We start from the raw sequence: 24,167 nt of genomic DNA on the forward strand, positions 1-24,167 counted from the left end.
ATTACTCGCGCTCCGCAACTGATTCGTTGTCAACGACCGCGTCGTGCGTAGGCGGTGGTGATCTCCGTCCAGCGGGCCGCCTGGGCTGGGCTCAGGGGGCCGCGCAGGGAGGCGAGTTTGAGGAGGTTGGCCTCGGCGTCGGCGGTGAGGGTCTGGGCCTCGGCGGTGTAGTGGTCGTCGACGAGGGCGGCCAGCTCGGCGGCGTCGAGGGCGGGCGAGAGCCGGGCGGCGATGCGGTTGAGGTTGCGGTACGACCCCTGGAGCCGGAAGGGCGGTTCGGTGCGGGTGTCGTCGGCGCGGCCGGCGGAGGCGATGTAGGCCGCGTTGACGGCGAGGACGGTGTCGCGGGCCGTGAGCAGATGGCGCAGGAGGGCGAGGAGGCGGTCCAGGTCGGCGGGGGCGTAAGGGTGGGCGAGACGGTCGCGGCGCGCGGTCGGGTCGTCGGAGGCCAGCCGGACCAGGAGTTCCAGGTCGGCCCGGTCGCGTCCGCCGAGCGGGGCGAGGTCGGGGTGGGAGGTGAGGGCGTTCTCGACGAAGCTCAGGGCGAAGGCGTCCTCCTTTCCGGTGAGGACGTCGCCGAGGTTCCACACGTCGGCCCGGTTGGCGAGCATGTCGGGCACGCGGAAGAGGTGCCCGTCCTCCGTGTAGGGGTTGCCGGCCATGCAGACGGCGAAGCGTTTGCCCCGGAGGTCGTGGCCGTCGAGGGTCCGGGTCGCGTCGCAGAGGGGGATGAACTTCTGGAGGAACTCGGGGGCGGTGTGCTGGATGTCGTCGACGTACAGCAGCACGTTGTTCGCCGCCGAGAGGGCGAAGCCGATCTTCTCCAGTTCCCGGCGGGCGGCGGCGTCGGGCGCCTCGGCGGGGTCGAGCGAGGTCGTGCCCTGGCCGAGGGCCGGGCCGTCGACCTTGACCAGGAGGAGGCCGAGGCGGTCGGCGACGTACTCGACCAGGGTGGTCTTACCGTAGCCCGGCGGGGAGAGGAGCAGGAGGAGGCTGTGGGAGTCGGTGCGCTTGGCGTCGCCCCGCGCGCCGATCTGGCGGGCGAGGTTGTCGCCGATCAGCGGCAGGTACACCTCGTCGACGAGCCGGTTGCGGACGAAGGACGACATGACGCGGGGGCGGTACTCGGCCAGGCGCAGGCGGGCCCGTTCGGCGGTGAGGAGCTCGGCGCGGCGGTGCTGGTAGGCGCGGAAGGCCGGGACGTCCCGCTCGGCGAAGGCGCCGGTCCGGGTGAGGAACTCGTCGAGCCGCAGCGTGAGCGTGCGCCCTTCCAGGCGCGGATGGGCGCCGAGGAGACCGCCGACGGTGGCGGTGGTGGGGGCGTCCACCTCGTAGCGGTCCAGCTCCGGGTGGAGTGCGACGGCGACGGCCTCGGCGAGTACGCCCTCGTCGGGGCGCTCGCCGGACGACGCGGCGTAGGCGGTGAGCCACGCCTCGACGAGTTGCCTGCGGGCGTGGGGCTCGGTGACGACGTCGAGGGCGTCGTCGAAGCCGGCGGTGCCGACGGTGTGGCGGAACGTGTCCAGGAGGGTGCGGGCCGCGCCGGAGACGGCGAAGCCCGCCGGGCCGGTGGCGAGTTCGTCGACGAGGTAGGCGGCGGCGGTCGGGTCGCCGATGTGCTCGGCGAGTTCGCGGCGGAGTCCGTCGACGGCCGAGGCGGCGCCGAAGAGGTCGCGGGCGCGGGTGAGGGCGACCGCGCGGTGGGTGAACTGGGCGCGGGTGTCGGGGGTGGTCGCGCGGGCCCAGAAGTCCTGGGCGGCGGCCCGCGCCGCGCCGGGGTGGCGCAGCAGTCCGGCCCCCTCGTGCAGCCCGAGGACCGCCGTGAGGATCGCGGCCGCGTCGTGGTCGTGGACGCCGCGCTCGTAGCCCTCGTCGTAGGCGGCCTCCGCCGTCCGGCGCGCGAGGGCTTCGAGGTCCGTGCTCCGGAGGACGTCGGCGGAGTGGGTGGCGAGGAGGCGTGCGGCCAGGTGCTCGGAGCGGTAGACGTCGGGCGACTCGGAGGGAAGGGTCCGCTCCCAGAGGGGCCGGGTCGCGGTGAACCCGGGGTCGGTGACGGGCGCGCGGTAGTCGGTGCCGGTGACGGCCAGGGCGAGGGAGTCCCCGGTGGGGACGAGGGTCAGTTCGGGCGCCTGCCGGTTGACGGCGAAGAGGTGCCGGCCGAGCCGGATCGTGTCCCCGCCGTCGGTGTACAGGTCGGTGCGGTCGCGCAGGGCACGACGGGCTTCCTGGCGGGCGGCGGCGAGCCGCCCGTCCACTTCCTCGGCGTGGACCTGGTCGCCGAGTTCCCGCAGTTCGCCGGCGGTGCGACGGGCCCGGGCGACCATGGGGTCGGAGGCGAAGTAGGTGTGGACCTCGTCGAGGTCGCCCAGGGCGGCGGCGCGCCGGGCGATCGTCTCCAGGACCCGGTCGGCGGATGCGGCGAGACGCTCCGCGCGCCGGGCTCGGGCGTCCAGGAGGGACTGTCTGCGGGCGGTGAAGGCGGTGTGGATCTCGGTGCGCCGGTCGCCGATCTCGTCCAGGAAGCCGTCGTGCTCGGCGAAGCGGGACTCCACGTTCTCCAGCTGGAGGAGGAGGCGGCCCAGTTCCTCGTCGGAGCGCTCGGGGGTGTCGGCCGCGGCGAGCGCTCCGGTGACGGCCTGGGCGAGCAGGGCGAGTTCGGCGGCGAACTCCGCCCGGCCCTCCTGGTCGAGGAGTTCGGCGCGGCGGGCGGAGAGGACGGCACGGGCGCGGTTCAGGGCGCCGAGGACGTCGGCGATGCGCTCCAGGACGGCGGTGCGGACGGTCGCGTCGGCGATGTCGAGGCCGGCGACGATCTCGCTGAGGGTCCCCAGTCCGAGGGTGTGGGTGTCGAGCCGGTCGCGGAGGGGTCCCGCCGCCGCGGCGCTGGTGAGCGCGCCGGCTTCGTCGGTGAGCCGGGCGGCGTCGGCATGGTGGGCGGTGAAGGCGTCGTCGCGGCGGAGGAAGGCGACGGCCCGGCGGGCTGCGGCCTCGATGTCGGCCTCGACGTCGGCGGCGAGGGCGTCGACGGCCTCGGTCCGGGCGTGCGGCATCTCCTTGAGCGTGGTCAGGTGGCCGTGGGCCCGGCGGAGTTCGGTGATCCGCGCGATCCACTCCTCGGCCGTGGCGGGGGCCTCGCCCCGGAGGCGGCGGACCAGCCCGGCGATGGTCCCGCCGGCCTCCTCCAGGGCCTCGGCCGCCGCCCTGGTGAGCTTCTCGACGGCCGCGAACTCGTCGAGGACCTGCGCGGCGGTGGCGCGCAGTGCGGCCAGGGGGGTGTGCAGGTCCCCCGCCTCGGGGGCGTCGAGCCAGTGGTGGGTGTCGGCCGCGCGCACGCAGGCGGCGACGAGCGCCTCGTGGACGGGGCCCGCGGGGGTGAGTTCGGTGGCCTGCCGGGCGACGGACAGGCAGTCGGAGATGCCCCGGACGAGGTCGGCGTCGCCGATGCGGGCCAGCGGGCCCTCGGCCGGCGGCGGTACATGGGTGTCGGCGACGTACGGGGTCCGCCAGATCTGCACCGGGTGCACGCGGCCCGGCTCCTCGTCCTCGGCCCGCAGGACGATCATCGTCCCGTCGTCGAGGAGGGCGTGGCCGCGGCAGGAGAGCGGGGTGGCGATCTCCTTGCGGATGAGGTTGTACGGGAGGAGGAGACCGCGGCCCGCCTCCTGGGCGTGGAAGACGAAGAGGATGTCCTCGCCGTTCGGCGAGCGGACGGCCCGCTCGAACGTCAGCTCGGCCGTCGGTGTGTCGAAGGTCTTGACGACGCCGGAGGCGAGGCAGTGGCCGCCGGGGAACACGACGCCCTCGTCGTCGGGCAGCCGCAGGCACGCCTGCCCGAGGCCGTCGAGCCGGACCACGGTCCCGGTCAGGGTGTTGAGGACGAGGTGCCGTCGGGTCTCCTCCTTGTACGGGCGGACCCGGATGAGGAGGAGGGCGCCGACGGTCGCGTGCGCGACCTCCGCGTCGGCCAGGGACTGCAGGGGCTCCTCGACGGGTTCGGTGTGGACGCCGTCGCCGGTGCCGGTGTCGTTCGCGGTCTTCACCGTCAGCCGCCCGCCGACGGTGGAGACGAAGGCGCGGCCGCCGAGCGAGATGTGCGGGTGCCTGCCCTGCACGTGGTCGTCGCGGGTGGTCTCCACCCACGCGACGTCGTGCGCGGGAGGCAGGACGTGGTCGCGCTCGCCCTGTGCGTCGAGGAAGGCCGTCTCTCCGGACGGTCCCACCGACCAGCGCAGGACGCGCAGGTCGTCGGCCTGCTCACCGGTCTGGAAGACGGCGAGCAGCCGGTTCTCCACGCGCCGCAGCCGCAGCAGCCGGGCGCCCCGGAAGTAGCGGTGGAGTGCCGTGAACTCCTTGACGAAGTCGGGGTCGTCGAGCAGCCCGGGGACGGCGTCCTCGGGCAGCGGGTTCAGGTCGCGGTCGTACAGGGCGAGGACGTCGGCGACGGTGGTCCCGCCCTGACGCCCCGCGGTGGCCGTGTGCCGGCCGTGGAGCAGGACGCCGTCCCCGACGGCGACGACGTCCCGGGAGAGGCAGCTCCGCTCGGTGCGCAGGCGTTCGGTGCCGGTGAGGGCGAGTCCGCCGGAGCCGAAGGCGGCGGTGCGCGCCTCGTTCAGGGCGACGGCGCGCCGGGACAGTTCCGCCGCCTGCGCGGCGAGGCGGCCGCGCAGCACGGCGTAGGTGTCCTGGTCGATCCGGGTGCTCATGCCGTTCCACTCCTCGTACCGATGCGACGGAGGTCCGGTGCCGGCACCCCCGTGGCCGGCACCGGACCTCATGGACCACTCCTCGGGGGAGGGTCAGTTCCTGGACGCGCCGTTGAGCGCGCCGGGCCCGGCCTGCGCCGGGTTCTCGCCCGGGGTCACCGCGTCGAGCACCCCGGACTTCACGACCTTGGCGAGCAGCGCCGAGACGCTGAGGTTCTGCACGGCGGCGCTGGAGAGGGACCCGAGCACCGCGGTCAGGTCCTCGGTGAAGGAACCCTCGCCGTCGAGCCAGGGCCCGGCGAGCGTCCGCGCGGTCCGCGAGTGGTCCACGAAGCCGTCGACGGACTTGCCGAGGGCGATCGACTGGACCAGGCGGTCGAGGAAGACCGACTCGCCCCCGACGATGTTGATGTCGGCGTTCTCCAGGCCGGTCGCGAGGACCGTGGCCTGGGCCTCCGCGACCTGGCGCTGCACTTCGAGCCCGGCGAGGCGGACGTCCTTCTCGGCCTCCAGGCGCAGCCGGTACTCCTCGTGGGTGCGGGACGCCTCGTCGAGCGCCGCCATCGCGGCCGCCTTCTCGGTCAGCCCGGCCGCCTCGGCCTTGAGCTTCTCCCCGATCGCGGTCGCCTCGGCGAGCGCCATCTCCCGGGTGCCGGCCGCCTCGGCCAGCGCCTTCTCGCGCGTGCCGGCCGCCTCGGCGCGCAGCCGTGCCTCGGTGGCCTCGGCCTCGGCCCGGCCGGCCTTCTCGATCGCGTCGGCCTCCCGCTCCCGCACCTGCGCGGCGGCCAGCCCCTCGGCCGCCGCCTCGGCCTGGATGCCCTCGGCGAGGCGGATCTTGGCGCGTGCCTCCATGTCGGCCGCCTTGTGGCGGGCCTCGGCGAGCGTGAGCTCCTCTGCGGCCCGGTGGACGGCGGCCTGCTCGGCGGCCTCGGCGGCCTTGATGTCCTTGACCAGCCTCTCCTGGGCCTCGGCCTCGGCCGCGATGACGACGGCCTGACGGCCCCGCTCGGCCTCCTCCACGGCCCGGAGCCGCTTGATGGACTCCTCCTGCTCGGCCACGGTGCGGTCCACCGCGACGCGCTCGCGGATCACCTCGGCGATGTCACGCCGTTCCGCCTCGACCTCCTTCTCGGCGGAGATGCGGGTGAGTTCGGTCTCGCGGTCGCGGGCGATGACCTCCAGCATCCGGTCCTTCTCGATCCGCTCGTTCTCGACGGCGATGACCCGTTCGCGGTTCTTCTGCGCGACGGCGACCTCGCGGGCCTGGTTCTCCCGCTGGATGCCGAGCTGTTCCTCCGTCCGCAGGAAGGCGCTCTGGGCGCGCAGGCGCTCCTCCTCGACGACCCGGGCGGTCTCGGCCTCCTCCCGGGCCCGTACGGTGTCGATCTCGCGCTTCTGCTTGATCTCGGCGTCGGCCTGGCGGCGCTCCAGTTCGAGGATGGCCTCGCGGGCGTCCACGTTCTGCCGGGTGATCTCCTTCTGCTCGTTCTGGCGGTACTCGTTGGTGCGGACGTTCTCGACGGCCGTCAGCTCGGTGATCTTGCGGATGCCCTGGGCGTCCAGGATGTTGCCAGGGTCGAGATGGGTGAGCGGGGTCTGCTCCAGGTAGTCGATCGCCGCGTCCTCCAGGCTGTAGCCGTTGAGGTCGATGCCGATGATCTCGATGATGCGGAAGCGCAGTTCCTCGCGCTTGGTGTACAGGTCGGTGAAGTCCAGCTGCTTGCCGACGGTCTTCAGCGCCTCGGAGAACTTGGCGTTGAACAGCTCCTGCAGCGTCTCCTTGTCGCTGGCGCGTGCCGTGCCGATGGCCTGGGCGACCTTGATGACGTCCTCGACGGTCTTGTTGACCCGGACGAAGAACGAGATGCGGATGTCGGCACGGATGTTGTCGCGGCAGATGAGCCCGTCGCGGCCGGTGCGGCTGATCTCGATGGTCTTCACCGAGATGTCCATGACCTCGGCCTTGTGGAGCACGGGCAGGACGACCTGCCCGGTGAAGGTGACGTCGACCTTGCGCATCTTGGAGACGATGAGCGCCTTGCCCTGCTCCACCTTGCGGAACAGCCGGCTGAGCACGAACAGGAGGGCGAGGGCGACGAGCAGGGCAACGGCGACGAGCAGGCCGATGCCCAGGGTGATGGCATCCATGGGAATCCCCGAGTCGGTCGAAGAGGAGGCACGCGCGGCCGGACGGCGATGCGGGGCCCGCGTGCTCGTGGCACGCGGGGTCCGTCTCGCCGGTGCCGCCGGCGCGTGGCGCGGCACGCTGCCGCGGGGCGCCGACGCGGCCGGGGCCGTGCCGGAGGGTCGGGTACGACGGGCTGGCCGTCCCGTGCGTGACTCAGGTCCGGTCGGGGTCCGTGCCCGTCCGCGGCACGCGGAGGGACACGGTCCGGCCGGCGAAGTCCTGCCGGGACGGCCCGGGTTCGTCGGGGACCGGCTGCCGCAGCGGCGCCGTCGCGCGGCGTCGAGGGCGGCGCGGGGAGGAACCCGCCATGAGGAAGCCCGCGCCCGCCCGCGGCGCGCGCAGGGGTACGGGGCGCGCGGAGGCGGTCCGATCCGTCATCACTCTCCCCCTCGGTGCGCGCCGCACGCGGCTTCCCGTCCCCGGCATTCCGCCGGTGATGTCCCCCCGGCCACCTCATGCTGACAGGGAGCCCTGGTTGCCCGCATTGCCGTGACCCGGCAGTCTTGACGCGTTCTTGATGCCGGTGGCAGCCCGTGGGATCGTGCCGCCGGCCCGGCTCCCCGGCGGGGAGCCACGGTCGACGGTGGGGAAGCGGGGGCGGCATGACGGAGCGGGACATACCCGAGGAGTACCTGGAGGGGTACACGGCGGCGCTGGCCGACGCCTGTGCGACCGGTCGCAGGCTGCGGCGCGACGAACTGGACGTGCTGCGCGCGCGGGGCGAGCGGGCCGCCGAAGCGGGTGTCGGTCTGCGGGAGTCGGTCCGAAGCCATCTCGCCGCCGCCCAGGACCTGTGGCGGGAGCTGCCTCCGGCCGCGGCCGGTCACCTCCTTGCCGCCGTCGAGTGGGCCGTGGACGCATTCGCCGAGGGGCACGAGCGGGCCCAGCGGCTGGCGATCCGTCAGGAGGAGGCGTTCCGGCGGGAGTTCATCGACGACCTGCTGCACGGGCGGAGCGACCTGGGGCGTCTCGCCGAGCGCGCCGAGCGTTTCGGTCTGCTGCTCGCCCAGGCGCACGCCGTGGCGGTGGCGCAGGGCCGCGTGCCGTACGACGACGGCTGCCCCGAGACGCGGCACGTGGAGTCGTCCCTGGTGGCCCGCTTCGGGCACCGCCGCATCCTGCTCACCACGAAGGACGGGCGGCTGATCTGCGTCGCGCCGGCGGACGAGCCCGACGTGCTGACGTTCTTCGCCAAGCAGGCGTACGCGGCGACCGACGGCGGGCAGGTCGCCGTCGGGCGGGCGCACACCGGGCCGGGCGGCGTCGTCCACTCCTACGAGGAAGCCCTGAACGCACTCGACCTGGCCACCCGCATGGAGCTGAACGAACCGGTCCTGCACGCCGCCGACCTGCTGGTCTACCCCGTCCTCACACGGGACCGGCAGGCCATGGCCGATCTGGTCGTCAGCATCCTGGGCCCGCTCCGGGAGGCCCGCGGGGGCGCCCAGCCGCTCATCGACACCCTGGCCTCGTACTTCGACACGGGCTGCGTCGCCGCCGAGGCCGCCCGGCGGCTGAACCTCAGCGTCCGGGCCGTCACCTACCGGCTGGACCGCATCCACCGGCTGACCGGGTCGGACCCCGGCGACCCGGTCCACCGCTACACCCTCCAGACGGCGGTGATCGGCGCCCGTCTGCTCGGCTGGCCCGACCGGGAGCTGTGAGGAGAAGCGGTCGACGTGCCGGGCTCGCCGGTCCCTCCCCGCGGCTCACCCCGGCAGCCGGGCCCGGAACTGGGCGAGGAGGAGCTCCAGCGTGTCGGGGAAGGCCGAGCCGGCCATCGCGGGCAGGTGGTCGAGCACGGCCCTGAGGTGGGGGTGGGAGTCCGCCGCCAGGCCGCGTTCGGCGCCGGCCCACGCCGACGCGTTCCGCTTCTTCTGCTCGCTGTCGAGGTCGCGGACCTCGGCGTCCAGCGCCGCGTGGGCGAGGACGGTGTCGATGAAGACGTGGTAGTGCCGCACGGCGTCGGCCGGCGGGAATCCGGCCCGCAGGAGGATGCCGAGGCCGGTGTCGACGGCCTGGTACTCGGCGGGCCCGGCGGTGAACCGGGAGGCGCGGACGGCGGCCAGCCGGGGATGGCGGAGCACCGAGCGGTGGACGCGGGTCGCGAAGTCCCGCAGGGCCTCGGTCCAGTCCTCGCCCGGGGTGAAGCCCTCCAGGGACTCGCCGATGAGCCGGTCGGCGACCGCGAGGAGGAGCGCGTCGGTGTTGGCGAAGTACCGGTAGACGGCCGACGGGTCGCATCCCAGCGCCTCGCCGAGCCGGCGGACCGTGAGGGCCCGCCCGCCCGGTGCCTCGATGAGCTCCAGCGCGGCCGTGACGATCAGCTCCTCGCTGAGCACGGTGCCGCCCCGGGTGGGCCGTCGGCGTCTGCGCCCGACGGGGATGCGCTGGGGATCCGGCATGTCGCCCTCCGTGTCGACGGCCGCCCCCGTGGCGGGACGTCCGGCTCCGCTCTTATGACAACTTATTGACGCAACTATGGCACGGCGGTTTCATCGGCGCACAGCCCTCGTCCGCCGCCGTCCGGGAGACCCGTTTCCCCAGGCCGCGGCCGGACCGGGTTCCCGCCACCCCAAGGAGTGCTCCATGGCCGCCGTCCTCCCCGAGACGCCACCGCCCGCGCCGACGATGCGGCGCACGCTGGGCGTCCGCGACGGGATCGCCATCGCGGCGTCCAGCACCGCCGCGACCACCAGCATCGGCATCGGCATGGGGGCGCTCGCCCTGTACGCGGGCCGGCAGACGCCCGCGCTGCTGCTGGTCGCCGTGGTGCCGATCCTCGGGATCGCGCTGTCGTACGCCCGGCTGAACCGCACCGAGCCGAACTGCGGGAACGGCTACACCTGGGTCGGCCGCAGCCTGGGCGCCTGGCCCGGCTTCCTGACCGGCTGGGTGGTCCTCGTCGCGAACATCGTGTTCATGGCGTACACGGGCGCCGTCACCGGCTCGGTGATCCTGCAGTTCGCGAACAAGCTGGGGGTGCGGAACCTGTTCGGCGTCGCGCTGGACCCGGGCTCCACCGGGGTCAGCACGGTGGTCGGCCTGGTGGCGCTGGTGCTGGTCACGGTGACGGCCGTGACGGGGGTGCGGTCCGCGACGCGCCTGCAGTGGGCCCTGCTCGTCTTCGAGTACGCCGTGCTCCTGGTGTTCTGCACGTGGGCGATCGTCTCGGGCGACCAGCCGTTCTCGTGGGACTGGCTCGACCCGTTCGCGATCGGGTCCGCGCAGTCCCTGGCCCAGGGGCTGGTCCTGGCGGTGTTCGTGTTCTGGGGCTGGGACGCGGCCTTCACCGTGAACGAGGAGACGAGGAACCCCTCCGACGCCTCCCGGGGCGGCTTCATCGCCCTGCTCGCCATGCTCGGGCTGCTCGTCTTCGCGGCGATCGCGTTCCAGCGGGTGATGGACGACGGCGAGCTCATCGCCCAGGGGCCGCAGGCCCTGACCCACCTCGGCGGCACGCTGGCGCCGGAGCCGTGGGGATCGCTCCCCCTGGCCGCGCTGATGTGCTCGGCCTTCGCCTCGCTCCAGTCGTCCGTCATCCCCACCGCGCGCGGCGCCCTGGCGATGGGCCGGGACCGGACGCTGGGACGGCTGTGGACGAGGATCCACCCGCGCTACGGCTCACCCGCCGCGGGCACCGTCATGATCATGGCGATGGCGGCCGCCCTCGCGGTCCTCGCCCTCGGGATCCCGCGGATCAACCTGATGATCCTGACCGCCGTGAACTCCATCGGCCTCATCGTCTCGCTCTACTACGGCCTCACGGCGCTGGCCTGCGCGGTGCGCTTCCGCGGAGCGCTGCGCGAGGGGCCGGGCGAGGCCCTGCGCGCGGTGATCGTCCCCGGTGCCAGCGCCCTGGTGCTGTTCTGTCTCGGCCTGTACCTGGCCTGTCGGTACGCCACCATGAGCGACCACTTCGAGGCCACGCCGGACAACGGCTGGTTCATGCTGCTCATCCCCGGTCTGATCCTCCTCACCGGCCTGTTCGCCGCCGCGGTCGCCAAGTGGCGCCGCCGCTCCCCCTACTTCTCCACCGGCCGCGGCACCGACGCCGACGCGATCTCCCTGCCGATGGACGCGTCGCGGTAGCCGATTGCCCGGTCCGAGTCGGGTCCGGTCGGCCGGCGTCCCGTCGGACCGCGGTCGGACCGCGGCGGGTCGGAGCCCCTTGCGACGCGGAATCCGTCGATCCCAGCCCGCTCACGTCCGTCGGCGCGCGGCGAAGGCGACCGCCACCAGCAGCACCAGGGCGGCGACGAGCACGCCCGGGACTCCGGTGGACGCGTGCAGCAGGCCGCCGGCGAGCGCCCCGGCCGCGAGCGCCACCACCGACGCCCCCCGGCGCAGGGCCGCGGGCCCCGGCCGGTCGGCGGCCAGGGCCGTCAGCGTCCGCGTCATCACGGTGGTGGTCAGGTCGGGCACCCCGAGCCGGTGGACGACCGCGTTCTGCAAGCCCATGCCGCACGCCAGGGGCACGAGCACCGCGTAGCGCCCCCACTCGGCCCCCTGCGCGGCCAGGGCGACCGCGACCAGGAGCACCTGCACCGCCACCAGCGGCGCGAACAGCCTCGCCGGCTCGTCGTCCCTCCGCCACGCACCCCCCACCACCGCCCCCGCGACGAACCCGGCCAGCGCCGCCGCGGACGCCGACGCGGACAGCTGGGCCGCCCCGGACAGCGCGAACCCCAGGAACACCACGTTGCCCGTCATGTTGGCGACGAAGACCCTTCCCAGCCCGAGGAAGCTCGCCGCGTCCACCAGCCCGCTGACGAACGTCAGCACCAACAGCAGGGGGGCGGTCCGGGCGTACCGGTGGCCCTCGGGGAACATCCACCCCGCCACCGCGCTCACCGCGCACCCGCGCTCGCCCGCCGGAACCACGGCCGTGCCGACGCCCGCACCCCGGCGGCACCCCTGCCACCGACCGCCGACCGCACCCTCACCATCCGCCCACTCCAGCAGAGGCCCCACCCCCGCCGAGCACCCCACCGCCGCACCGGGTGCACAACTCCCCCGAACGGCCGCGCCGGGCCCCCGGGGCGCCGCCCTCGCCCCGGACGCCCGGCACGCACGCCGGATCCGCCGCCTTCGGCGTCAACCTTCCCGTGTCCACCGGGGTCCCTCCTACCGGACCCTGGTGGAGGGCTCGGCATGCGTGATCGGGGGGCTCGATGAGAGTGCGTCGGATGGCGAAGGGTGTCGGCAGGTTCGTGGTGGAGACCGTGGGGGAGGTCGTCGGCGAGGCCGTACTCACTCTGCTGGCGTGCCTCCTGCTGGGGTGCCTGGTCCTGGTCGGCTATCTGAGCTGGTCCTTCAGCCCGCGCTTCACCCTCGCGGGTGCCGGACTTCTCGGTCTGTTCCTGACCCACGGCGCGTGGCAGACCTTCCGGACGCGCGAGAACGACCGTCGTCGGGGCCTCGCCGCCGTGACGGCCGCGGGCTTCGCCGTCGCCGCGGCGACGGCGCTCTTCCTCTTCTTCTACGCCACGGGCTGCGGCTGCCTGTAGGTCGCCGCGGACGCGGGCGGGCCGCCCCCGTCGTCCCGGGCGCAGCGGGCCGGGGGTGCGGCCCGCGGGTCAGCGGGTGCGGCGGCCGGCGTTGCCGCGGTTCTGGCGGCTGCGGGGCGGGCGTTGGCTGCGGCGGACGGCGGCGGTGTCGTCGGGGCCGGCGGCCTGCTCGGAGGAGAAGGTGACCTGGACGGGAGCGGGGGGCGGGGTCCTGGGTGCGGGGGTCGAGGTGCCGGGCGGGGCCGCGGCGCCGGTGAGGACCGTGGTGTGGGTGATGTGCGGGGCGCAGCCCTGGCAGATCTCGGCGAGGGTCCACACGTCGCCGACGAGGCGGTTGTGGATGAGGAGCAGCATGGTGCGGCCCACGCAGGTCGCCCGGTTGGCGTGGTAACGGCACTCGGCCGCGGCGCAGGCGCAGGTGGCGCCGGGGCGGGGGGCGGCGAGGCGTGCGTGGGCGTGCGCGTGCTGGTGGGCGAAGAGACGCAGGGCGTTGATGTCCCTGGAGCGCGGGGGCATGCGGCACGCCGCGGTGCTGCACGTCACCGTGGCGGAATGGTCGGGGTGCCCGGTGAGACGGACGGTCCACGTTCTGCCCGGCGGGCGTGATCCGGGAGGGTTACTCACTTCGCACTTCCATTCGATCGACTGGTGCAGTGGCTCATGGTTCCACCCCTTCCGGTGCTTTGGGCAGATCCCGGCGGCCGCTGTACCGAGTGAGACGCATTGCACGACTGAATGCCGACCTTGCCACGAGTCGTGGGCCGATGATCGCTTCCGTCCGCTGCGTCGCGGAATACGGGTCGACTTCCCCCGACGATGGGGGGATCGGGGGTCCAAACGGACATACCATTCACGACGCCCGCGCCCGGCCTCCTCCGGGGGCCCGCGCGCGGCGCCCTGCCGTGCGCGACGTGAACCCAAGGGACTGATACCCCGCCTCCCTACGCATCGAATCCGCCGTCGCCGCCGGACTGGGCCCCGCGACGGCCGCCGCCGCCCTAGGGTCGTGGCCATGAGACCCACACCTCCGCACCCGATACCCACACGCACCCTTCACAGACCGGGCCAACGCGTCGCGCTGTTCCTGGTGGGGGGCTCCTTCGCCGTGCTGGGTTTAGGGGCGTTACCCCTGATCACGACGGACCCGGCCGCCGTCCTGCTCTACGTCGTCGTCGGCGCCGCCGGCCTGTGGGTCGCGTGCCGCAGCTGTGTGATGGGCGTGCGCGTCGACGCGGCGGGCCTCACCGAACGGGGGCTGGGCCGCTCGAAGGTCATTCCCTGGTGCGCCATCAGCGCGGTCCGCTCCGGTGACGGACCCGGCACGGCCCCCGCGCAGGCACCGCAGCTGCTGCTCCGCGACGGCGGGCAGGCGGGCCTCGGCGCCCTCGCCTCGTACTCCCGTCAGGCGACCGAGGCCGACCTCGACTTCATCAGGTCCCTCCACGCCACCCACACCACCGGATGTCCCAACTGCGCCTGACCTCCGCCGTACGGCCGCGGTCGGCCTCCAGGCGGGGGCGCGCCGGGCGGGGGCGGGACCGGCACCCCCTCCGGTCAGGGCGTCAGCCGAGGGCGAGCGGGCGGAGGCCGAGTCGATCGATGCGGAGGGCCTCCGCCTCGTCGAACGGCTCCCGGCCGGTGGCCTTGCGGAGGAACCCGGCGCGGCTCCCCGCGAGGTCGTCGACGGCCGCGAGTCCCTCCGGGCCGACGAGCAGCCGCAGGACGGCCCCTCCCGCCTCCGGGGTCAGCCAGGGGTCACGGCCGAGGGTGTCCGCGAGGTCGAGGGCGTGGACGGCGACTTCCACGATCCGGGTGAGGAGGAACTCCGAGAGGAGCATGGCGTCGCCGTGCCGGGTCCGGACGGTAGTACTCCGCCGCCGAGATCTCGGCCCGTTCGGGCGCGGGCGCGGCCGGCATGGCCGGCAGCCGGTCGACGACGACGCAGACGTGCCCGAGCAGGTCGCGGACGTTCCAGGGGGTGCAGCGCGTCGGGAGGTCACGCTCCGCGGCGGAGAGTCCCGACAGGGCCTCGGTGAGGGGCCTCGCATTCCCGGCGGAAGGCGTCGAGCAGGCGGTCGTGACGCGCGGCGCCCCCGTCCACGTCGGGGCACTGCCTGATGCCGTCCGGCAGGGAACGGCTCCTGATCCTCGGGGTCACCCGCCCCGCGCGGGCCGTGGCGGGTGTCGGTCGCGGCCTTCTCCAGCCCTCACGCGCGCGGCGGGAACGGCGGTTGCAGCGGGCCCTGGTCGTGGAGCGCCGCAGCCGGGGCGTGGCGAGGGAGCCGCGGGCGGGCGGACTCGCGGTCAGCCGGGCTGCGGGCCGCCGGAGCGTACGCCGAACCACTGTTCCGCGCCCCACTCCTCGTACCGGGTGACCTCGGTGAAGCCGAGGGTGGAGGCGAGGCGCATGGCGCGGGTGTTGGCGGTCCGCGTGGTGAGGACGACGGGCTCGCCGGGCAGGGTGGCGGTGAACCAGGCCAGGGCGGCGGAGCAGGCTTCGGCGGCGTAGCCGTGGCCCCAGGAGTGGGGGAGGAAGAGGTAGCCGAGTTCGGCCTCACCGCCTTCGGGGCGTACGCGCCCGGGGCGTTCGGGGTCGCGCCGGTCGAGGGTGACCATGCCGATCATCGTTCCGTCGCGTTCGACGACGAAGCAGCCGGGGCGCCGGCCGGGGGTCTCGGGCACGGCGCCGTCGAGTTCGGCACGCGGGCGGGCGCCGCCGATGTGGGCGCCGACCTCCGGGGAGGCGAAGAGGTCGATGAAGGCCGCGCGATCGCGGGCCTCGGACTCGCGGAGGACGAGGCGTTCGGTCCGTATCGGGGCGGTCGGCCAGGTGCCGGGTCCGAGTTCGGTCATGCCGGGCAACCTATCCCACCGCGACGGGACGTGAACGGCGGAGGCGGGCCGGTCACACCCGCGCGGGGGGCTCCGGGCGGAGGCCGCCGGGGCAGACGGGCGCCCCGCGAACGGGGGCTTGTCGATGCCGCTCCGTACGGAGCGGGTAGGGGTGTGAGGCAGCGATTCCGAAGATCCGTAAGGAGCCCGTCATCCATGCTCATCGACCTGACAGGACGGACCGCGCTGGTCACCGGCTCGACGCAGGGCATCGGCGCCGCGATCGCCACCGGTCTGGCGCGGGCGGGCGCCCGTGTCGGCGTCAACGGGCGGACGGAGGAACGGGTGGAGGGCGCCATGGCGGGCATCCGCGCGGAGGTTCCGGGCGCGGACCTGGTCGCCGTGGTCGCGGACGTCAGCTGCGAGGAGGGGGCGCGGAGGGCGGCGGAGGCACTCCCCCGGGTGGACGTCCTGGTGAACAACCTGGGCATCTTCGGCGAGGCGGATCCGCTGGAGATCAGCGACGACGAGTGGCGGCGCTACTTCGAGGTCAACGTGCTGGCCGCCGTGCGCCTCATCCGGCAGTACCTGCCCGGGATGAGCGGGCGCGGCTGGGGACGGGTGCAGAACATCGCCAGCGACTCGGCGGTGGTGATCCCCGCCGAGATGATCCACTACGGCATGTCCAAGACGGCCCTCCTCGCGGTGACACGCGGCTTCGCCAAGCAGGCGGCGGGTACCGGGGTCACCGTCAACTCGGTGATCGCGGGGCCGACGCACACCGGCGGTGTCGAGGACTTCGTGTACGAGCTGGTCGCCCGCGACCTGCCGTGGGACGAGGCGCAGCGCGTCTTCATGCGCGAGTACCGCCCGCAGTCGCTGCTGCAACGGCTCATCGAGCCGGCGGAGATCGCCGCGATGGTGGTGTACCTCGCGTCGGACCAGGCGTCCGCGACGACGGGCGGTGCGCTGCGGGTGGACGGCGGGTACGTCGACTCCATCCTGCCGTAGGAGCGACACGGGCACGTCGCCCCCGTCCTGCCGTCGGAGGGACACGGGGCCGGCCGGTCCGGGGGCGGGGGGGACGGATGGGGCGGGGGTCGCGGTCACGGATGATCGGGCGCGACCCCGACGGGTGGACGCAGGCGCCTTCACACCCCCGGCTACCCGCGAGTAGGGTCGTGCGCTGTCACGCCCCACCGCGAGCAGCCAGGAGGACACGTGGCCGACGACGGCCTGACGGACTTCACCCGGGAGCGGTTCACCCACCAGGGCCGCTCGCACACGGTGCTGCGGTCGGGCAGCGGGCCGGCGGTCGTGGTCATGGCCGAGATCCCCGGCATCACGCCGAAGGTGGCCCGGTTCGCGCGGCGGGTCCGCGACATCGGCTGCACCGTGGTCCTGCCGGACCTGTTCGGCGTCGCCGGACGCGATCCCGATCCGGCGGCCCACGGACGGATGGGGACGGTCGTCACCGGTCTGCGCGCCGTCGCCCACATCTGCGTCAGCCGGGAGTTCACGGTGCTCGCGGCCGGCCGCACGTCTCCGGTGGTCACCTGGCTGCGCGCCCTGGCGGCCCACGAGCACGAGCGGTGCGGCGGGCCGGGGGTGGGAGCGGTCGGCATGTGCTTCACCGGGGGATACGCCCTGGCGATGGCGACCGACGAGCGGCTCCTCGCGCCGGTCCTCTGCCAGCCGTCGCTCCCCCTCGCGGTCAGCGCCCGCCACCGGCGCTCCCTGGACATCTCCCCGGCGGACCTGCGGGCGGTCCGAGAGCGGTGCGGGTCGGGCCTCGAGGTGCTCGGCCTGCGGTTCCGCGGCGACCGGCTGGCTCCCGGCGAACGCTTCGACCTGCTCAGGGCGACGCTCGGCGAGTCGTTCGTCGGCATCGAACTCGACGACGACACGGCGAACCCCGACGCGCTGACGCCCCCGCACTCCGTCGTCACCGAGCACCTCGTCGACGAGCCGGGGCAGCCGACCCGCGAGGCACTCGACCGCGTCCTCGACCACTTCAGGAGCCGGCTTCTGGAGCCCCGCGCCTGAGCGGGCGGCCGGACGGGGGCCGGGCCGCACTCCCGCCGCCGGGCCGCGTCCGGCGGGAGTGCGCCGCCGGTCAGGACAGCGGCGCGGGCCGCTCCGGCGCGAGGGAGTTGCCCGCGGGGATGCGGCCGCAGTCGGTCGGGGCGGGACGGCCCGCGAAGCGGTCGTCGAGCCAGTCCAGCGCGAGCGGCGCCCAGACGACGGGCACTCCCGTGTGGCTGAGCAGGTTGTACTGCCGGTAGGCGATCGCGTCGTTGCCGGTGGCGCAGTACTGGCGGGCGAGGGCGCGCACGTCGCCGGCGACCATGACGGCGTCGCCGGTGCCGATGCCGTCCGGATCGGCGAAGGTGCCTTCGAGGACGCCGCCGTTGCCCTGGGCGATGAAGCCCGGGACGGTCGGCGTGGGGGCCTGGCCGAGGTTCACCCGGTTCACCGCCTCGACGAACTCGGGGACCGAGTTGGGGTTCGCGTAGGCCGGCTTCGCCATCTTCTTCCAGGTGAGGCCCGGGAAGCGTCCCAGGGCGTCCACGATGGAGCCGTCCTCCAGCCGGTCGTACACCGCGCGGCCGTAGTCGTTCATGTACTGCTTCAGGTCGATGTCGTAGGAGCGGGAGACCCCGATGAGCGCCATGGGGATGACGCCCGACCAGACGAGGGAGCCGTCCACGTACTTCAGGTTGTGGGCGGGTGCGACGAGCAGGCCGCCTTCGGCGAAGCCGACGAGCCTGCCGTTGACGTCGGGCGCGTATCCCGGGGCGAGCGCGGCCGCCCAGCTGCTCGCGATGGCGCCGCCGGAGTAGCCGATGAGGCCGACGCGGGTGCGGCCGTTCATGCCGGTCGCGGCGGACAGGCTCGCGGCGCGGATCGAGTCCAGGGTGTTGGTCGCGTACTCGGGCCCCGCGGCGAAGTCGGCGCGCTGCCCCTGGGTGTCGGGGATGACGAGGGTGTAGCCCTTGGCGAGCAGGGGCGCCATGAAGAGGGCTTCGGCGTTGGGGATGACGCCGCCGAGCGAGAGGTCGCCCGCGATCGCGCGGGAGGGGCCGTCCTCGGGGTCGAGCGAGTCGTAGAACGACTGGTACGAGACGGCCTTGCTGCCGTCGCCCGTGAGGCTGCGCACCACGGTGGTCACGTTGGCGGCGGGGCGGCCCTGGGCGTCGGTGGTGCGGTAGAGCAGCTGGATCGCCGTGAGCGGGGTGGGAATGCCCACGAGGTGGTACGGCAGCGTACGGGTCTTCAGCACGGCGCCCGGGGCGAACGAGGCGAGCGGCCGGTCGCCGTCGTAGGCGTAGAACGGGTCGCCCGCCGCGGCCGCGCCGGCCGCCGGCGCCGTGCCTCCGACGACGGTGGCGGCGGCCGGCGCGACCCCGGAGGCGGTGGCGGCCGGAACCGCGGTGAGGGCCGCGGCGGTGGCCACCGCGAGGGAGATCAGACGGGCGGGTGTCCTGGACATGCTTCCTCGATTCGTGGAGGGGTGACCGGCGGGCGGGAGTGGCCCGCGTGCGTCGGCTCGTCCGGCCGAAGGGGCGTGCCCGGCCCGGACGTCGGGGGTGCCGACCGCCGCCGGAGGCGCGTCGGGGAGTGGACAACGCGGCAGTCGCCACGTCTGGCCATCCACCGGCCGAACGTGTTACCAACCGGTAGGACGTGTCCCGGAAACATCATGGAGGCGGTGCGCGGCCGTGTCTCCGGGGCGGACAACAGAGATGTGCGAGGTGGATTGTGACCGCGTCCAACACCCGAGCGGGCGAGCCCGTGCCGCACTTCGGCGGCGTTCCGGTCCACACGCGGCTCCGGTCCGCCGTCGGCGCGCTGGAGCGGGCGGTCATGGGCCGCCTCGTCGAACGCCTGCCGGTCTACGGGACCCTGCCGTCCGAACAGCTCGGCGGCGACATCGCCCGGCAGGTGAACCTCGGCATCCGCAGCTTCGCCGACGTGCTGCGCACCGGCGAGCTGCCGGACCAGGCGGAGCGGGCGGCGATCCGGGAGTCGTCGGCCCGGCGGGCGGACGAGGGCGTGCCCCTGGAGGCCGTGGTCGGCGCCTACCACCTCGGGGCCGAGGAGTGCGCCGCGCAGGTCGTCTCCGCGGCCGAACCGGACGACCTCCAGGACGTGCTGCGGGTGCAGCACCGACTCCTGGCCTATCTGCGGCTGGTGAGCTGCGAGGTCGCCGCCGGATACGTGCAGGAGCGGCAGACGGCTCTCAGCGACGAGCAGGTCGCCCTCCAGGAGCTGCTGTCCCGGCTGCTGGAGGGCGGCAGCCCGCAGGCCGCCGCCGACCGCGCCGGGATCGCCCTGCCGCCGAGCTATCTGGTGCTGAGCATCGACATCGGCCCGCACCCGGACGAACTGCGGCCCGGCGTGAACAAGCCCGTCGTGGTGCGCCGCAAGCTCCGGCGGCTGCGCAACGAGCTACAGCGCCACACCGTCGGAGTGCCGTTGTCCGCGCTGTCCGGCGACGGCGGCCTGGTCCTCGTCCCCCGGGACGACGGGGCGGACTCCGGCCTCGACGGCGCGGAGCGGGAGGAGCTCTCCCGGCGGATCGGCGGGCTCCGGCGGCTGTGCGGGGCGGAGTTGCTCGTGGCGGCGGCCGTCGCCGCACCCGAGGGCGTCGCCGAGGCCGCCCGGCTGGCCGACGACGTCCGCGCGGTGGCCCGGGCCTCCGGACGCGGACCGGGTCTGTACCTCCTCGACGACGTGCTCCTCGCCTACCAGCTGAGCCGCCCGAGCCCGGCCAGGGAGGGGCTCGCCGCGCTCCTCGGCCCGCTGGACACCCGCCCCGAACTGCTCGCCACCCTCCGCACGTTCCTCGCCTGCGACCTCGACCGCCGCCGCGCCGCCGCCGTCCTCCAGGTCCACCCGAACACGGTCGACTACCGCCTGCGCAGGACCGGGGACCTCGTCGGGCTGGACGCGTCCCGGGGCGCCGACCTGCTCACCCTCCACGCCGCGCTCGCGGCCCATGACGCGGTCCTGCGGGACGGGCCCGGCGGCGGAACGTCCGCGTGACCGCCGCGCGGGACGAGGCGTGCACGCCCGGTGACCCGGTCCGCTTCCTCCGCTCGGGCTACCCGGGCAGCGAGGCGAGGAAGTCCCGGAGGTCGTGGGCCCGCCGCTCGCCCCAGGGGCCGTGGCGGACCCGGGTGCCCGCGTGGCCGAGGACGACGTACCAGTCCCATCCGACTCCGGCGCCGCCGCGGTAGTCCGTGTCCCGCACCTTGTCGATCTCCAGAGCCAGGGCCCCCAGGGAACCGTAGGGGCAGGCGAGGACGGACGAACGGTCGCGCGCGTACAGCGTCGTGGGGGTGAAGGCGATCAGGTTGGTCGAGAGCGTGGACGACAGGAAACCCTTGTGCCGGGAGACCGCGAGGACGGGTTCCTCGCCCGCCATCTCCAGCCGGACGCGGATCCTGCGTTCGGCGCTCGCCGTGAGGGCGGCGCGGTGGGTGAGCAGTCTGCCGGGTTCCGCCTCGACCCGCGCCTTCACGTCGTTCGCGGAGATCGTGCGGGGCCCGGGCCGCGGAGCCGGAGGCCGGTCGTCCCCCTCGGGTCCGGGGCCGGGCGGCCTCGGTACGGGTGCGGGCGGGGGGCCCGGGGAGCGTGGAGGGTCGGCCGTCACCTCGGCCACGTCGGCGGTCGTGCCCGCGTGACCGTGCCGGACGACGAGTTCCCTGAAGCCCGGCGAGTCCAGGGCCTCGTGGAGGGGCGTGGCGTGGAGCCGCCGCCAGCCCATGGTGCGGTTGTCCTCGACCGCCACGCCCACCACGCGTGCGCCGCAGAAGACCGCCGTTCCCGAGGCGCCCGCCCACGGGCGGTCGGCCCCGCCGGACGCCGCCGGCCAGACGGGGCAGTCCAGGACCCAGCCCGAGGAGGCCGTGGACACCACGGGCAGGTCCCCTCGGATGTACTCGAACTGCGCGATGCCCCCGTCGTCGGCGGCGAAGTCGGGGAACCCGGCGCCTTCGAACGGGACGGGGGTGACGCCGGCCGGCCTCCCCCACCGCACCGGCCCCTCCTTGCTCTCCACCGGTTCGTCCAGCCAGAGCAGCGCGATGTCCGGCGCCGTCGCGTGCGACGGCGGGACGGGGTCCGGCCAGCAGACCTGGGCCGAGCGCTCGACGAGGCCGGAGCCGAAGCGGGGGTGGCCGACGCGCACCACGACGCGCCCGACCGGGGCGCCCTGGTGGCTCACCACGTGCAGCGCCGTCAGGACGAGCCGCGGACCCACCAGGTACCCCGACCCGGATCCGCTCGGTCCTCCCGTGCGGACCCACACCAACCGCTGGGGATGCACCTCAGCCCTCCCGGCAGGGCGTCGGGGCGCCGCACACCCGTGCCTCTGCGCTCACTTCGGCCGACGACCTCACCACATGCGCCTCCCCCACGCCCGATCCCCCGTGACGTCACGCTCCCAGCCTCCCCCAACTCCCCCTCACGCCGCAGCGCTTCGCCCTCACCCGCACCGTTCGGCGTACGGCCGCCCCCGATGGGGTCGTGCGGCGTCCCGGGGCGGATCGGGAGACCGCCCCGGGACGCCGTGTGGCCGGAATGCCGGGTCACTTCGGCATGAGGACCGTGTCGATGATGTGCACGGTGGCGTTGGAGGTGGCGACGTCGCCGCAGACGATCGTGGCGGAGTCGTTCACCTTGTAGGTGTCGCCGGAGGCCGAGGTGGTGAGGGTGCCGCCTTCCAGGGTCTTGAAGGACCCGTCGGCGAGATCCGCCTTCTCCACGGGCTGGCCCACCACGTGGTACGTGAGGATCTTGGTGAGCATGGCCTTGTCGGCGAGGACCTTGTCCAGGTCGGCCTTCGGGATCTTGGCGAAGGCGTCGTTGGTCGGCGCGAAGACCGTGATGTCCTTGGCGTTGTTCAGCGTGTCGACCAGACCGGCCTTCTTCACGGCGGCGACGAGGGTCGACAGGGCCGGGTTGTTCGCGGCGGCCGTGGCCACCGGGTCCTCGGCCATGCCGTCGAACGAACCCGCGCCGTCCTTCGGTACGGAGGCGCAGGCGGGGCCGAACGGGGCGCCGCCGTCGTCGGCCGAGGCCTGGGGTGCCAGGGCTCCGAGCGAGAACGCGAGGGCGCCGGCGGCGAGTGCGGCCGGGACACGACGTCGGGTGAGCGTGGTGTTCATGGCGTTTCCTCCCAGCGGCCGGACACCGCGGAGGGTACGGCCGTGGATCTGTGGTCCTTTCATCAGTCCATTCGGTGCCGAGGGTGACTCCGGATGGGAACCGGGGCGCATTTCTTTCCGGGCCGCCGCGCCCGGAAAGCCGTGTTCGGCCCACTGCATCCGGGGCGGCTCCGCACGGCGAAGTCATCAGGGGCGCGACGAGGCGTCACGCGGGGGCCGAGCGGAACGGGAGCGCTATGAGCGGGACGCACTGGCTCTTCGGCGACCAGTTGGGGCCGGAGTTCCTGCGGCCGGGCGGAGACGGCGGTCCGGCGCGGGACGCCCCCGTGGTGATGGTCGAGTCCCGTGCCGTCTTCCGCCGCCGGCGCTTCCACCGGGCGAAGGCCCATCTGGTCCTGTCGGCGATGCGTCACCGCGCCGAGGAGCTCGGCGACCGCGTGACGTACGTGAAGGCGGACACCTACCGGGAGGGGCTGCGGAAGGCCGTGGGCGACGGACCGGTGACGGTGCACCATCCCACGTCGCGGGCGGCGCTGGCGCTCGTACGGTCCCTGGACGGCGTCACGGTGCTCCCGCCGCGCGGCTTCCTGGTCCGGCAGGAGGACTTCCGCACATGGGCCGGCGGACAGCGGGGGCTGCGCATGGAGGCCTTCTACCGGACCGTCCGGCGTGACCACGACCTCCTGATGGACGGCGCGGAGCCGGCCGGCGGCACGTGGAACCTGGACCACGAGAACCGGGAGCCGCCCCCGCGTGGGGCGCGGACGCTGGGGGCGGAGGCGCCCTACCGGCCCCGCGAGGACGCCGTCGACGAGGAGGTCCGCCGCGACCTCGACCGCTGGGAGCGGGACGGGGACGTGTCCTTCGTCGGCAGGGACGGCCCCCGGCGGTTCCCGGCGAGCCGGCGCGAGGCCCGTGCCGCGCTGCGGCGCTTCCTCGACCACCGGCTCGCGGGGTTCGGAGCGCACGAGGACGCCGTGCTCGCCGACGACGACGTCATGAGCCACAGCCTGCTCTCCTCGTCGCTGAACCTGGGACTGCTCGACCCGGCCGAGTGCGTGGAGGGTGCGGAGGCCGCGTGGCGAGCGGGCGAGGCGCCGTTGAACTCGGTCGAGGGCTTCGTCCGGCAGATCGCGGGATGGCGCGAGTACGTCTGGCAGCTGTACTGGCACTTCGGCGAGGAGTACCGGACCTCGAACGCGCTGGGGCACACCGCCCCCCTGCCGGACTGGTGGGACGAGCTCGACGCCGACGCCGTGTCGGCCCGCTGTCTGTCGACGGTGCTGCGTCAGGTCAGGGACACGGGCTGGACGCACCACATCCCCCGGCTGATGGTGCTGGGCAACTTCGCGCTCCAGCGCGGCTGGGACCCGGCGGCGGTGACGGACTGGTTCCACCGCAGCTTCGTCGACGGCTACGACTGGGTGATGCTGCCCAACGTCGTGGGCATGTCGCAGTACGCGGACGGCGGCCGGATGACGACGAAGCCGTACACGTCGGGCGGCGCCTACATCCACCGCATGAGCGACCTGTGCGGGCCCTGCGCCTACCGGCCGGACCGGCGCGTCGGGGCCGACGCCTGCCCGTTCACCGCGGGTTACTGGAACTTCCTGCACCGCCACCGGGACGCGCTGTCGCGCAACGCCCGCATCTCCCGCGCGGTGCACGGCCTCGACCGGCTCAAGGACCTGTCGGAGCTGCTGGAGCAGGAACGGGACCGGGGCGAGGGGCCGCCGTGACAGGGCGACCGCGGACCGAC

Annotated in this window: 20 protein-coding genes; 8 read left to right on the forward strand and 12 right to left on the reverse strand. The window is 74.3% G+C overall.

The annotated features are described in order from the left end of the window. Nucleotides 1-29: 29 nt before the first annotated feature. The 3 genes from ACZ60W_RS22225 to ACZ60W_RS22235 all read right to left on the reverse strand — a co-directional run bounded on the left by ACZ60W_RS22225 (nucleotide 30) and on the right by ACZ60W_RS22235 (nucleotide 7,269). Nucleotides 30-4,703: a DNA repair ATPase gene (locus ACZ60W_RS22225; RefSeq protein WP_469757072.1), complete on the reverse strand. Its 4,674-nt coding sequence runs from the start codon at nucleotides 4,701-4,703 to the stop codon at nucleotides 30-32. 93 nt (nucleotides 4,704-4,796) lie between these two features. Beyond that, nucleotides 4,797-6,851 (reverse strand): flotillin family protein, encoded by a 2,055-nt coding sequence (locus tag ACZ60W_RS22230; protein WP_469757073.1) that lies wholly within the window; start codon nucleotides 6,849-6,851, stop codon nucleotides 4,797-4,799. A 193-nt stretch (nucleotides 6,852-7,044) separates the two neighbouring features. Further along, a complete protein-coding gene (locus tag ACZ60W_RS22235; RefSeq protein ID WP_469757074.1) occupies nucleotides 7,045-7,269 on the reverse strand; it encodes a hypothetical protein in 225 nt (74 codons plus the stop codon). Nucleotides 7,270-7,493: 224 nt separating this feature from the next. Here ACZ60W_RS22235 and ACZ60W_RS22240 point away from each other — a divergent pair, with 224 nt between their 5' ends. Continuing rightward, a complete protein-coding gene (locus ACZ60W_RS22240; protein WP_469757075.1) occupies nucleotides 7,494-8,555 on the forward strand; it encodes a PucR family transcriptional regulator in 1,062 nt (353 codons plus the stop codon). Between the two features lie 45 nt (nucleotides 8,556-8,600). Here ACZ60W_RS22240 and ACZ60W_RS22245 read toward each other — a convergent pair whose 3' ends face one another. Then, on the reverse strand, nucleotides 8,601-9,296 hold the full coding sequence (locus ACZ60W_RS22245; RefSeq protein WP_469757076.1) for a TetR/AcrR family transcriptional regulator: 696 nt from the start codon (nucleotides 9,294-9,296) through the stop codon (nucleotides 8,601-8,603). A gap of 184 nt (nucleotides 9,297-9,480) precedes the next feature. On the opposite strand from ACZ60W_RS22245, the gene ACZ60W_RS22250 reads away from it, so the two are divergent. Then, nucleotides 9,481-10,983 carry an APC family permease gene (locus ACZ60W_RS22250; protein ID WP_469757077.1) on the forward strand — a complete coding sequence of 501 codons (1,503 nt, stop codon included), beginning with the start codon at nucleotides 9,481-9,483 and terminating at the stop codon, nucleotides 10,981-10,983. Nucleotides 10,984-11,094: 111 nt separating this feature from the next. Here ACZ60W_RS22250 and ACZ60W_RS22255 read toward each other — a convergent pair whose 3' ends face one another. Continuing rightward, the gene (locus tag ACZ60W_RS22255) at nucleotides 11,095-11,745 is read right to left on the reverse strand and encodes a YoaK family protein (protein ID WP_469757078.1); all 651 of its coding nucleotides are present in this window, start codon (nucleotides 11,743-11,745) and stop codon (nucleotides 11,095-11,097) included. Nucleotides 11,746-12,080: 335 nt separating this feature from the next. Between ACZ60W_RS22255 and ACZ60W_RS22260 the strand changes: the two genes are divergently transcribed. Beyond that, nucleotides 12,081-12,401, forward strand: a complete 321-nt coding sequence (locus ACZ60W_RS22260; RefSeq protein WP_469757079.1) for a lysine transporter LysE — start codon at nucleotides 12,081-12,083, stop codon at nucleotides 12,399-12,401. A gap of 69 nt (nucleotides 12,402-12,470) precedes the next feature. On the opposite strand, the gene ACZ60W_RS22265 is transcribed toward ACZ60W_RS22260, so the two are convergent. Beyond that, nucleotides 12,471-12,944: a hypothetical protein gene (locus ACZ60W_RS22265; protein ID WP_469757080.1), complete on the reverse strand. Its 474-nt coding sequence runs from the start codon at nucleotides 12,942-12,944 to the stop codon at nucleotides 12,471-12,473. Nucleotides 12,945-13,413: 469 nt separating this feature from the next. On the opposite strand from ACZ60W_RS22265, the gene ACZ60W_RS22270 reads away from it, so the two are divergent. Further along, nucleotides 13,414-13,881: a PH domain-containing protein gene (locus ACZ60W_RS22270; RefSeq protein WP_469757081.1), complete on the forward strand. Its 468-nt coding sequence runs from the start codon at nucleotides 13,414-13,416 to the stop codon at nucleotides 13,879-13,881. An 82-nt stretch (nucleotides 13,882-13,963) separates the two neighbouring features. Here the strand turns inward: ACZ60W_RS22270 and ACZ60W_RS22275 are convergent, their stop codons facing one another. The 3 genes from ACZ60W_RS22275 to ACZ60W_RS22285 form a co-directional block, all read right to left on the reverse strand. Then, nucleotides 13,964-14,239 (reverse strand): hypothetical protein, encoded by a 276-nt coding sequence (locus tag ACZ60W_RS22275; protein WP_469757082.1) that lies wholly within the window; start codon nucleotides 14,237-14,239, stop codon nucleotides 13,964-13,966. Next, entirely contained in the window at nucleotides 14,157-14,426 is a 270-nt protein-coding gene (locus ACZ60W_RS22280; RefSeq protein WP_469757120.1) for a maleylpyruvate isomerase N-terminal domain-containing protein, read from the reverse strand. Before ACZ60W_RS22280 ends, ACZ60W_RS22275 begins: the two co-directional genes overlap by 83 nt. 279 nt (nucleotides 14,427-14,705) lie before the next feature. Further along, entirely contained in the window at nucleotides 14,706-15,254 is a 549-nt protein-coding gene (locus ACZ60W_RS22285; RefSeq protein WP_469757083.1) for a GNAT family N-acetyltransferase, read from the reverse strand. A gap of 195 nt (nucleotides 15,255-15,449) precedes the next feature. Here ACZ60W_RS22285 and ACZ60W_RS22290 point away from each other — a divergent pair, with 195 nt between their 5' ends. Continuing rightward, nucleotides 15,450-16,244, forward strand: a complete 795-nt coding sequence (locus tag ACZ60W_RS22290) for an SDR family NAD(P)-dependent oxidoreductase (RefSeq protein ID WP_469757084.1) — start codon at nucleotides 15,450-15,452, stop codon at nucleotides 16,242-16,244. A gap of 210 nt (nucleotides 16,245-16,454) precedes the next feature. Further along, on the forward strand, nucleotides 16,455-17,279 hold the full coding sequence (locus ACZ60W_RS22295) for a dienelactone hydrolase family protein (protein WP_469757085.1): 825 nt from the start codon (nucleotides 16,455-16,457) through the stop codon (nucleotides 17,277-17,279). 70 nt (nucleotides 17,280-17,349) lie between these two features. Here ACZ60W_RS22295 and ACZ60W_RS22300 read toward each other — a convergent pair whose 3' ends face one another. Beyond that, nucleotides 17,350-18,726 (reverse strand): lipase family protein, encoded by a 1,377-nt coding sequence (locus ACZ60W_RS22300; RefSeq protein WP_469757086.1) that lies wholly within the window; start codon nucleotides 18,724-18,726, stop codon nucleotides 17,350-17,352. A 269-nt stretch (nucleotides 18,727-18,995) separates the two neighbouring features. Here ACZ60W_RS22300 and ACZ60W_RS22305 point away from each other — a divergent pair, with 269 nt between their 5' ends. Further along, complete coding sequence (locus tag ACZ60W_RS22305) at nucleotides 18,996-20,282, forward strand: PucR family transcriptional regulator (RefSeq protein WP_469757087.1); 1,287 nt, start codon at nucleotides 18,996-18,998, stop codon at nucleotides 20,280-20,282. Nucleotides 20,283-20,340: 58 nt separating this feature from the next. Here the strand turns inward: ACZ60W_RS22305 and ACZ60W_RS22310 are convergent, their stop codons facing one another. Together ACZ60W_RS22310 and ACZ60W_RS22315 are read right to left on the reverse strand one after the other, a co-directional pair. After that, nucleotides 20,341-21,501, reverse strand: coding sequence for a hypothetical protein (locus ACZ60W_RS22310; protein ID WP_469757088.1), 1,161 nt, complete (start codon nucleotides 21,499-21,501; stop codon nucleotides 20,341-20,343). Between the two features lie 328 nt (nucleotides 21,502-21,829). Beyond that, entirely contained in the window at nucleotides 21,830-22,408 is a 579-nt protein-coding gene (locus ACZ60W_RS22315; RefSeq protein WP_469757089.1) for a fasciclin domain-containing protein, read from the reverse strand. A gap of 236 nt (nucleotides 22,409-22,644) precedes the next feature. Between ACZ60W_RS22315 and ACZ60W_RS22320 the strand changes: the two genes are divergently transcribed. Next, nucleotides 22,645-24,147, forward strand: a complete 1,503-nt coding sequence (locus ACZ60W_RS22320) for a cryptochrome/photolyase family protein (protein WP_469757090.1) — start codon at nucleotides 22,645-22,647, stop codon at nucleotides 24,145-24,147. The last annotated feature ends 20 nt before the right edge of the window (nucleotides 24,148-24,167 follow it).

The organism is Streptomyces sp. NPDC104202 (assembly GCF_055584185.1).

Bases quoted from the DNA above. Each gene is read 5' to 3' on its own strand.
- ACZ60W_RS22225 (WP_469757072.1), bottom strand. From the start codon at position 4,703: ATGAGCACCCGGATCGACCAGGACACCTACGCCGTGCTGCGCGGCCGC.
- ACZ60W_RS22230 (WP_469757073.1), bottom strand. From the start codon at position 6,851: ATGGATGCCATCACCCTGGGCATCGGCCTGCTCGTCGCCGTTGCCCTG.
- ACZ60W_RS22235 (WP_469757074.1), bottom strand. From the start codon at position 7,269: ATGACGGATCGGACCGCCTCCGCGCGCCCCGTACCCCTGCGCGCGCCG.
- ACZ60W_RS22240 (WP_469757075.1), top strand. From the start codon at position 7,494: ATGACGGAGCGGGACATACCCGAGGAGTACCTGGAGGGGTACACGGCG.
- ACZ60W_RS22245 (WP_469757076.1), bottom strand. From the start codon at position 9,296: ATGCCGGATCCCCAGCGCATCCCCGTCGGGCGCAGACGCCGACGGCCC.
- ACZ60W_RS22250 (WP_469757077.1), top strand. From the start codon at position 9,481: ATGGCCGCCGTCCTCCCCGAGACGCCACCGCCCGCGCCGACGATGCGG.
- ACZ60W_RS22260 (WP_469757079.1), top strand. From the start codon at position 12,081: ATGGCGAAGGGTGTCGGCAGGTTCGTGGTGGAGACCGTGGGGGAGGTC.
- ACZ60W_RS22270 (WP_469757081.1), top strand. From the start codon at position 13,414: ATGAGACCCACACCTCCGCACCCGATACCCACACGCACCCTTCACAGA.
- ACZ60W_RS22275 (WP_469757082.1), bottom strand. From the start codon at position 14,239: ATGCTCCTCTCGGAGTTCCTCCTCACCCGGATCGTGGAAGTCGCCGTC.
- ACZ60W_RS22285 (WP_469757083.1), bottom strand. From the start codon at position 15,254: ATGACCGAACTCGGACCCGGCACCTGGCCGACCGCCCCGATACGGACC.
- ACZ60W_RS22290 (WP_469757084.1), top strand. From the start codon at position 15,450: ATGCTCATCGACCTGACAGGACGGACCGCGCTGGTCACCGGCTCGACG.
- ACZ60W_RS22300 (WP_469757086.1), bottom strand. From the start codon at position 18,726: ATGTCCAGGACACCCGCCCGTCTGATCTCCCTCGCGGTGGCCACCGCC.
- ACZ60W_RS22315 (WP_469757089.1), bottom strand. From the start codon at position 22,408: ATGAACACCACGCTCACCCGACGTCGTGTCCCGGCCGCACTCGCCGCC.
- ACZ60W_RS22320 (WP_469757090.1), top strand. From the start codon at position 22,645: ATGAGCGGGACGCACTGGCTCTTCGGCGACCAGTTGGGGCCGGAGTTC.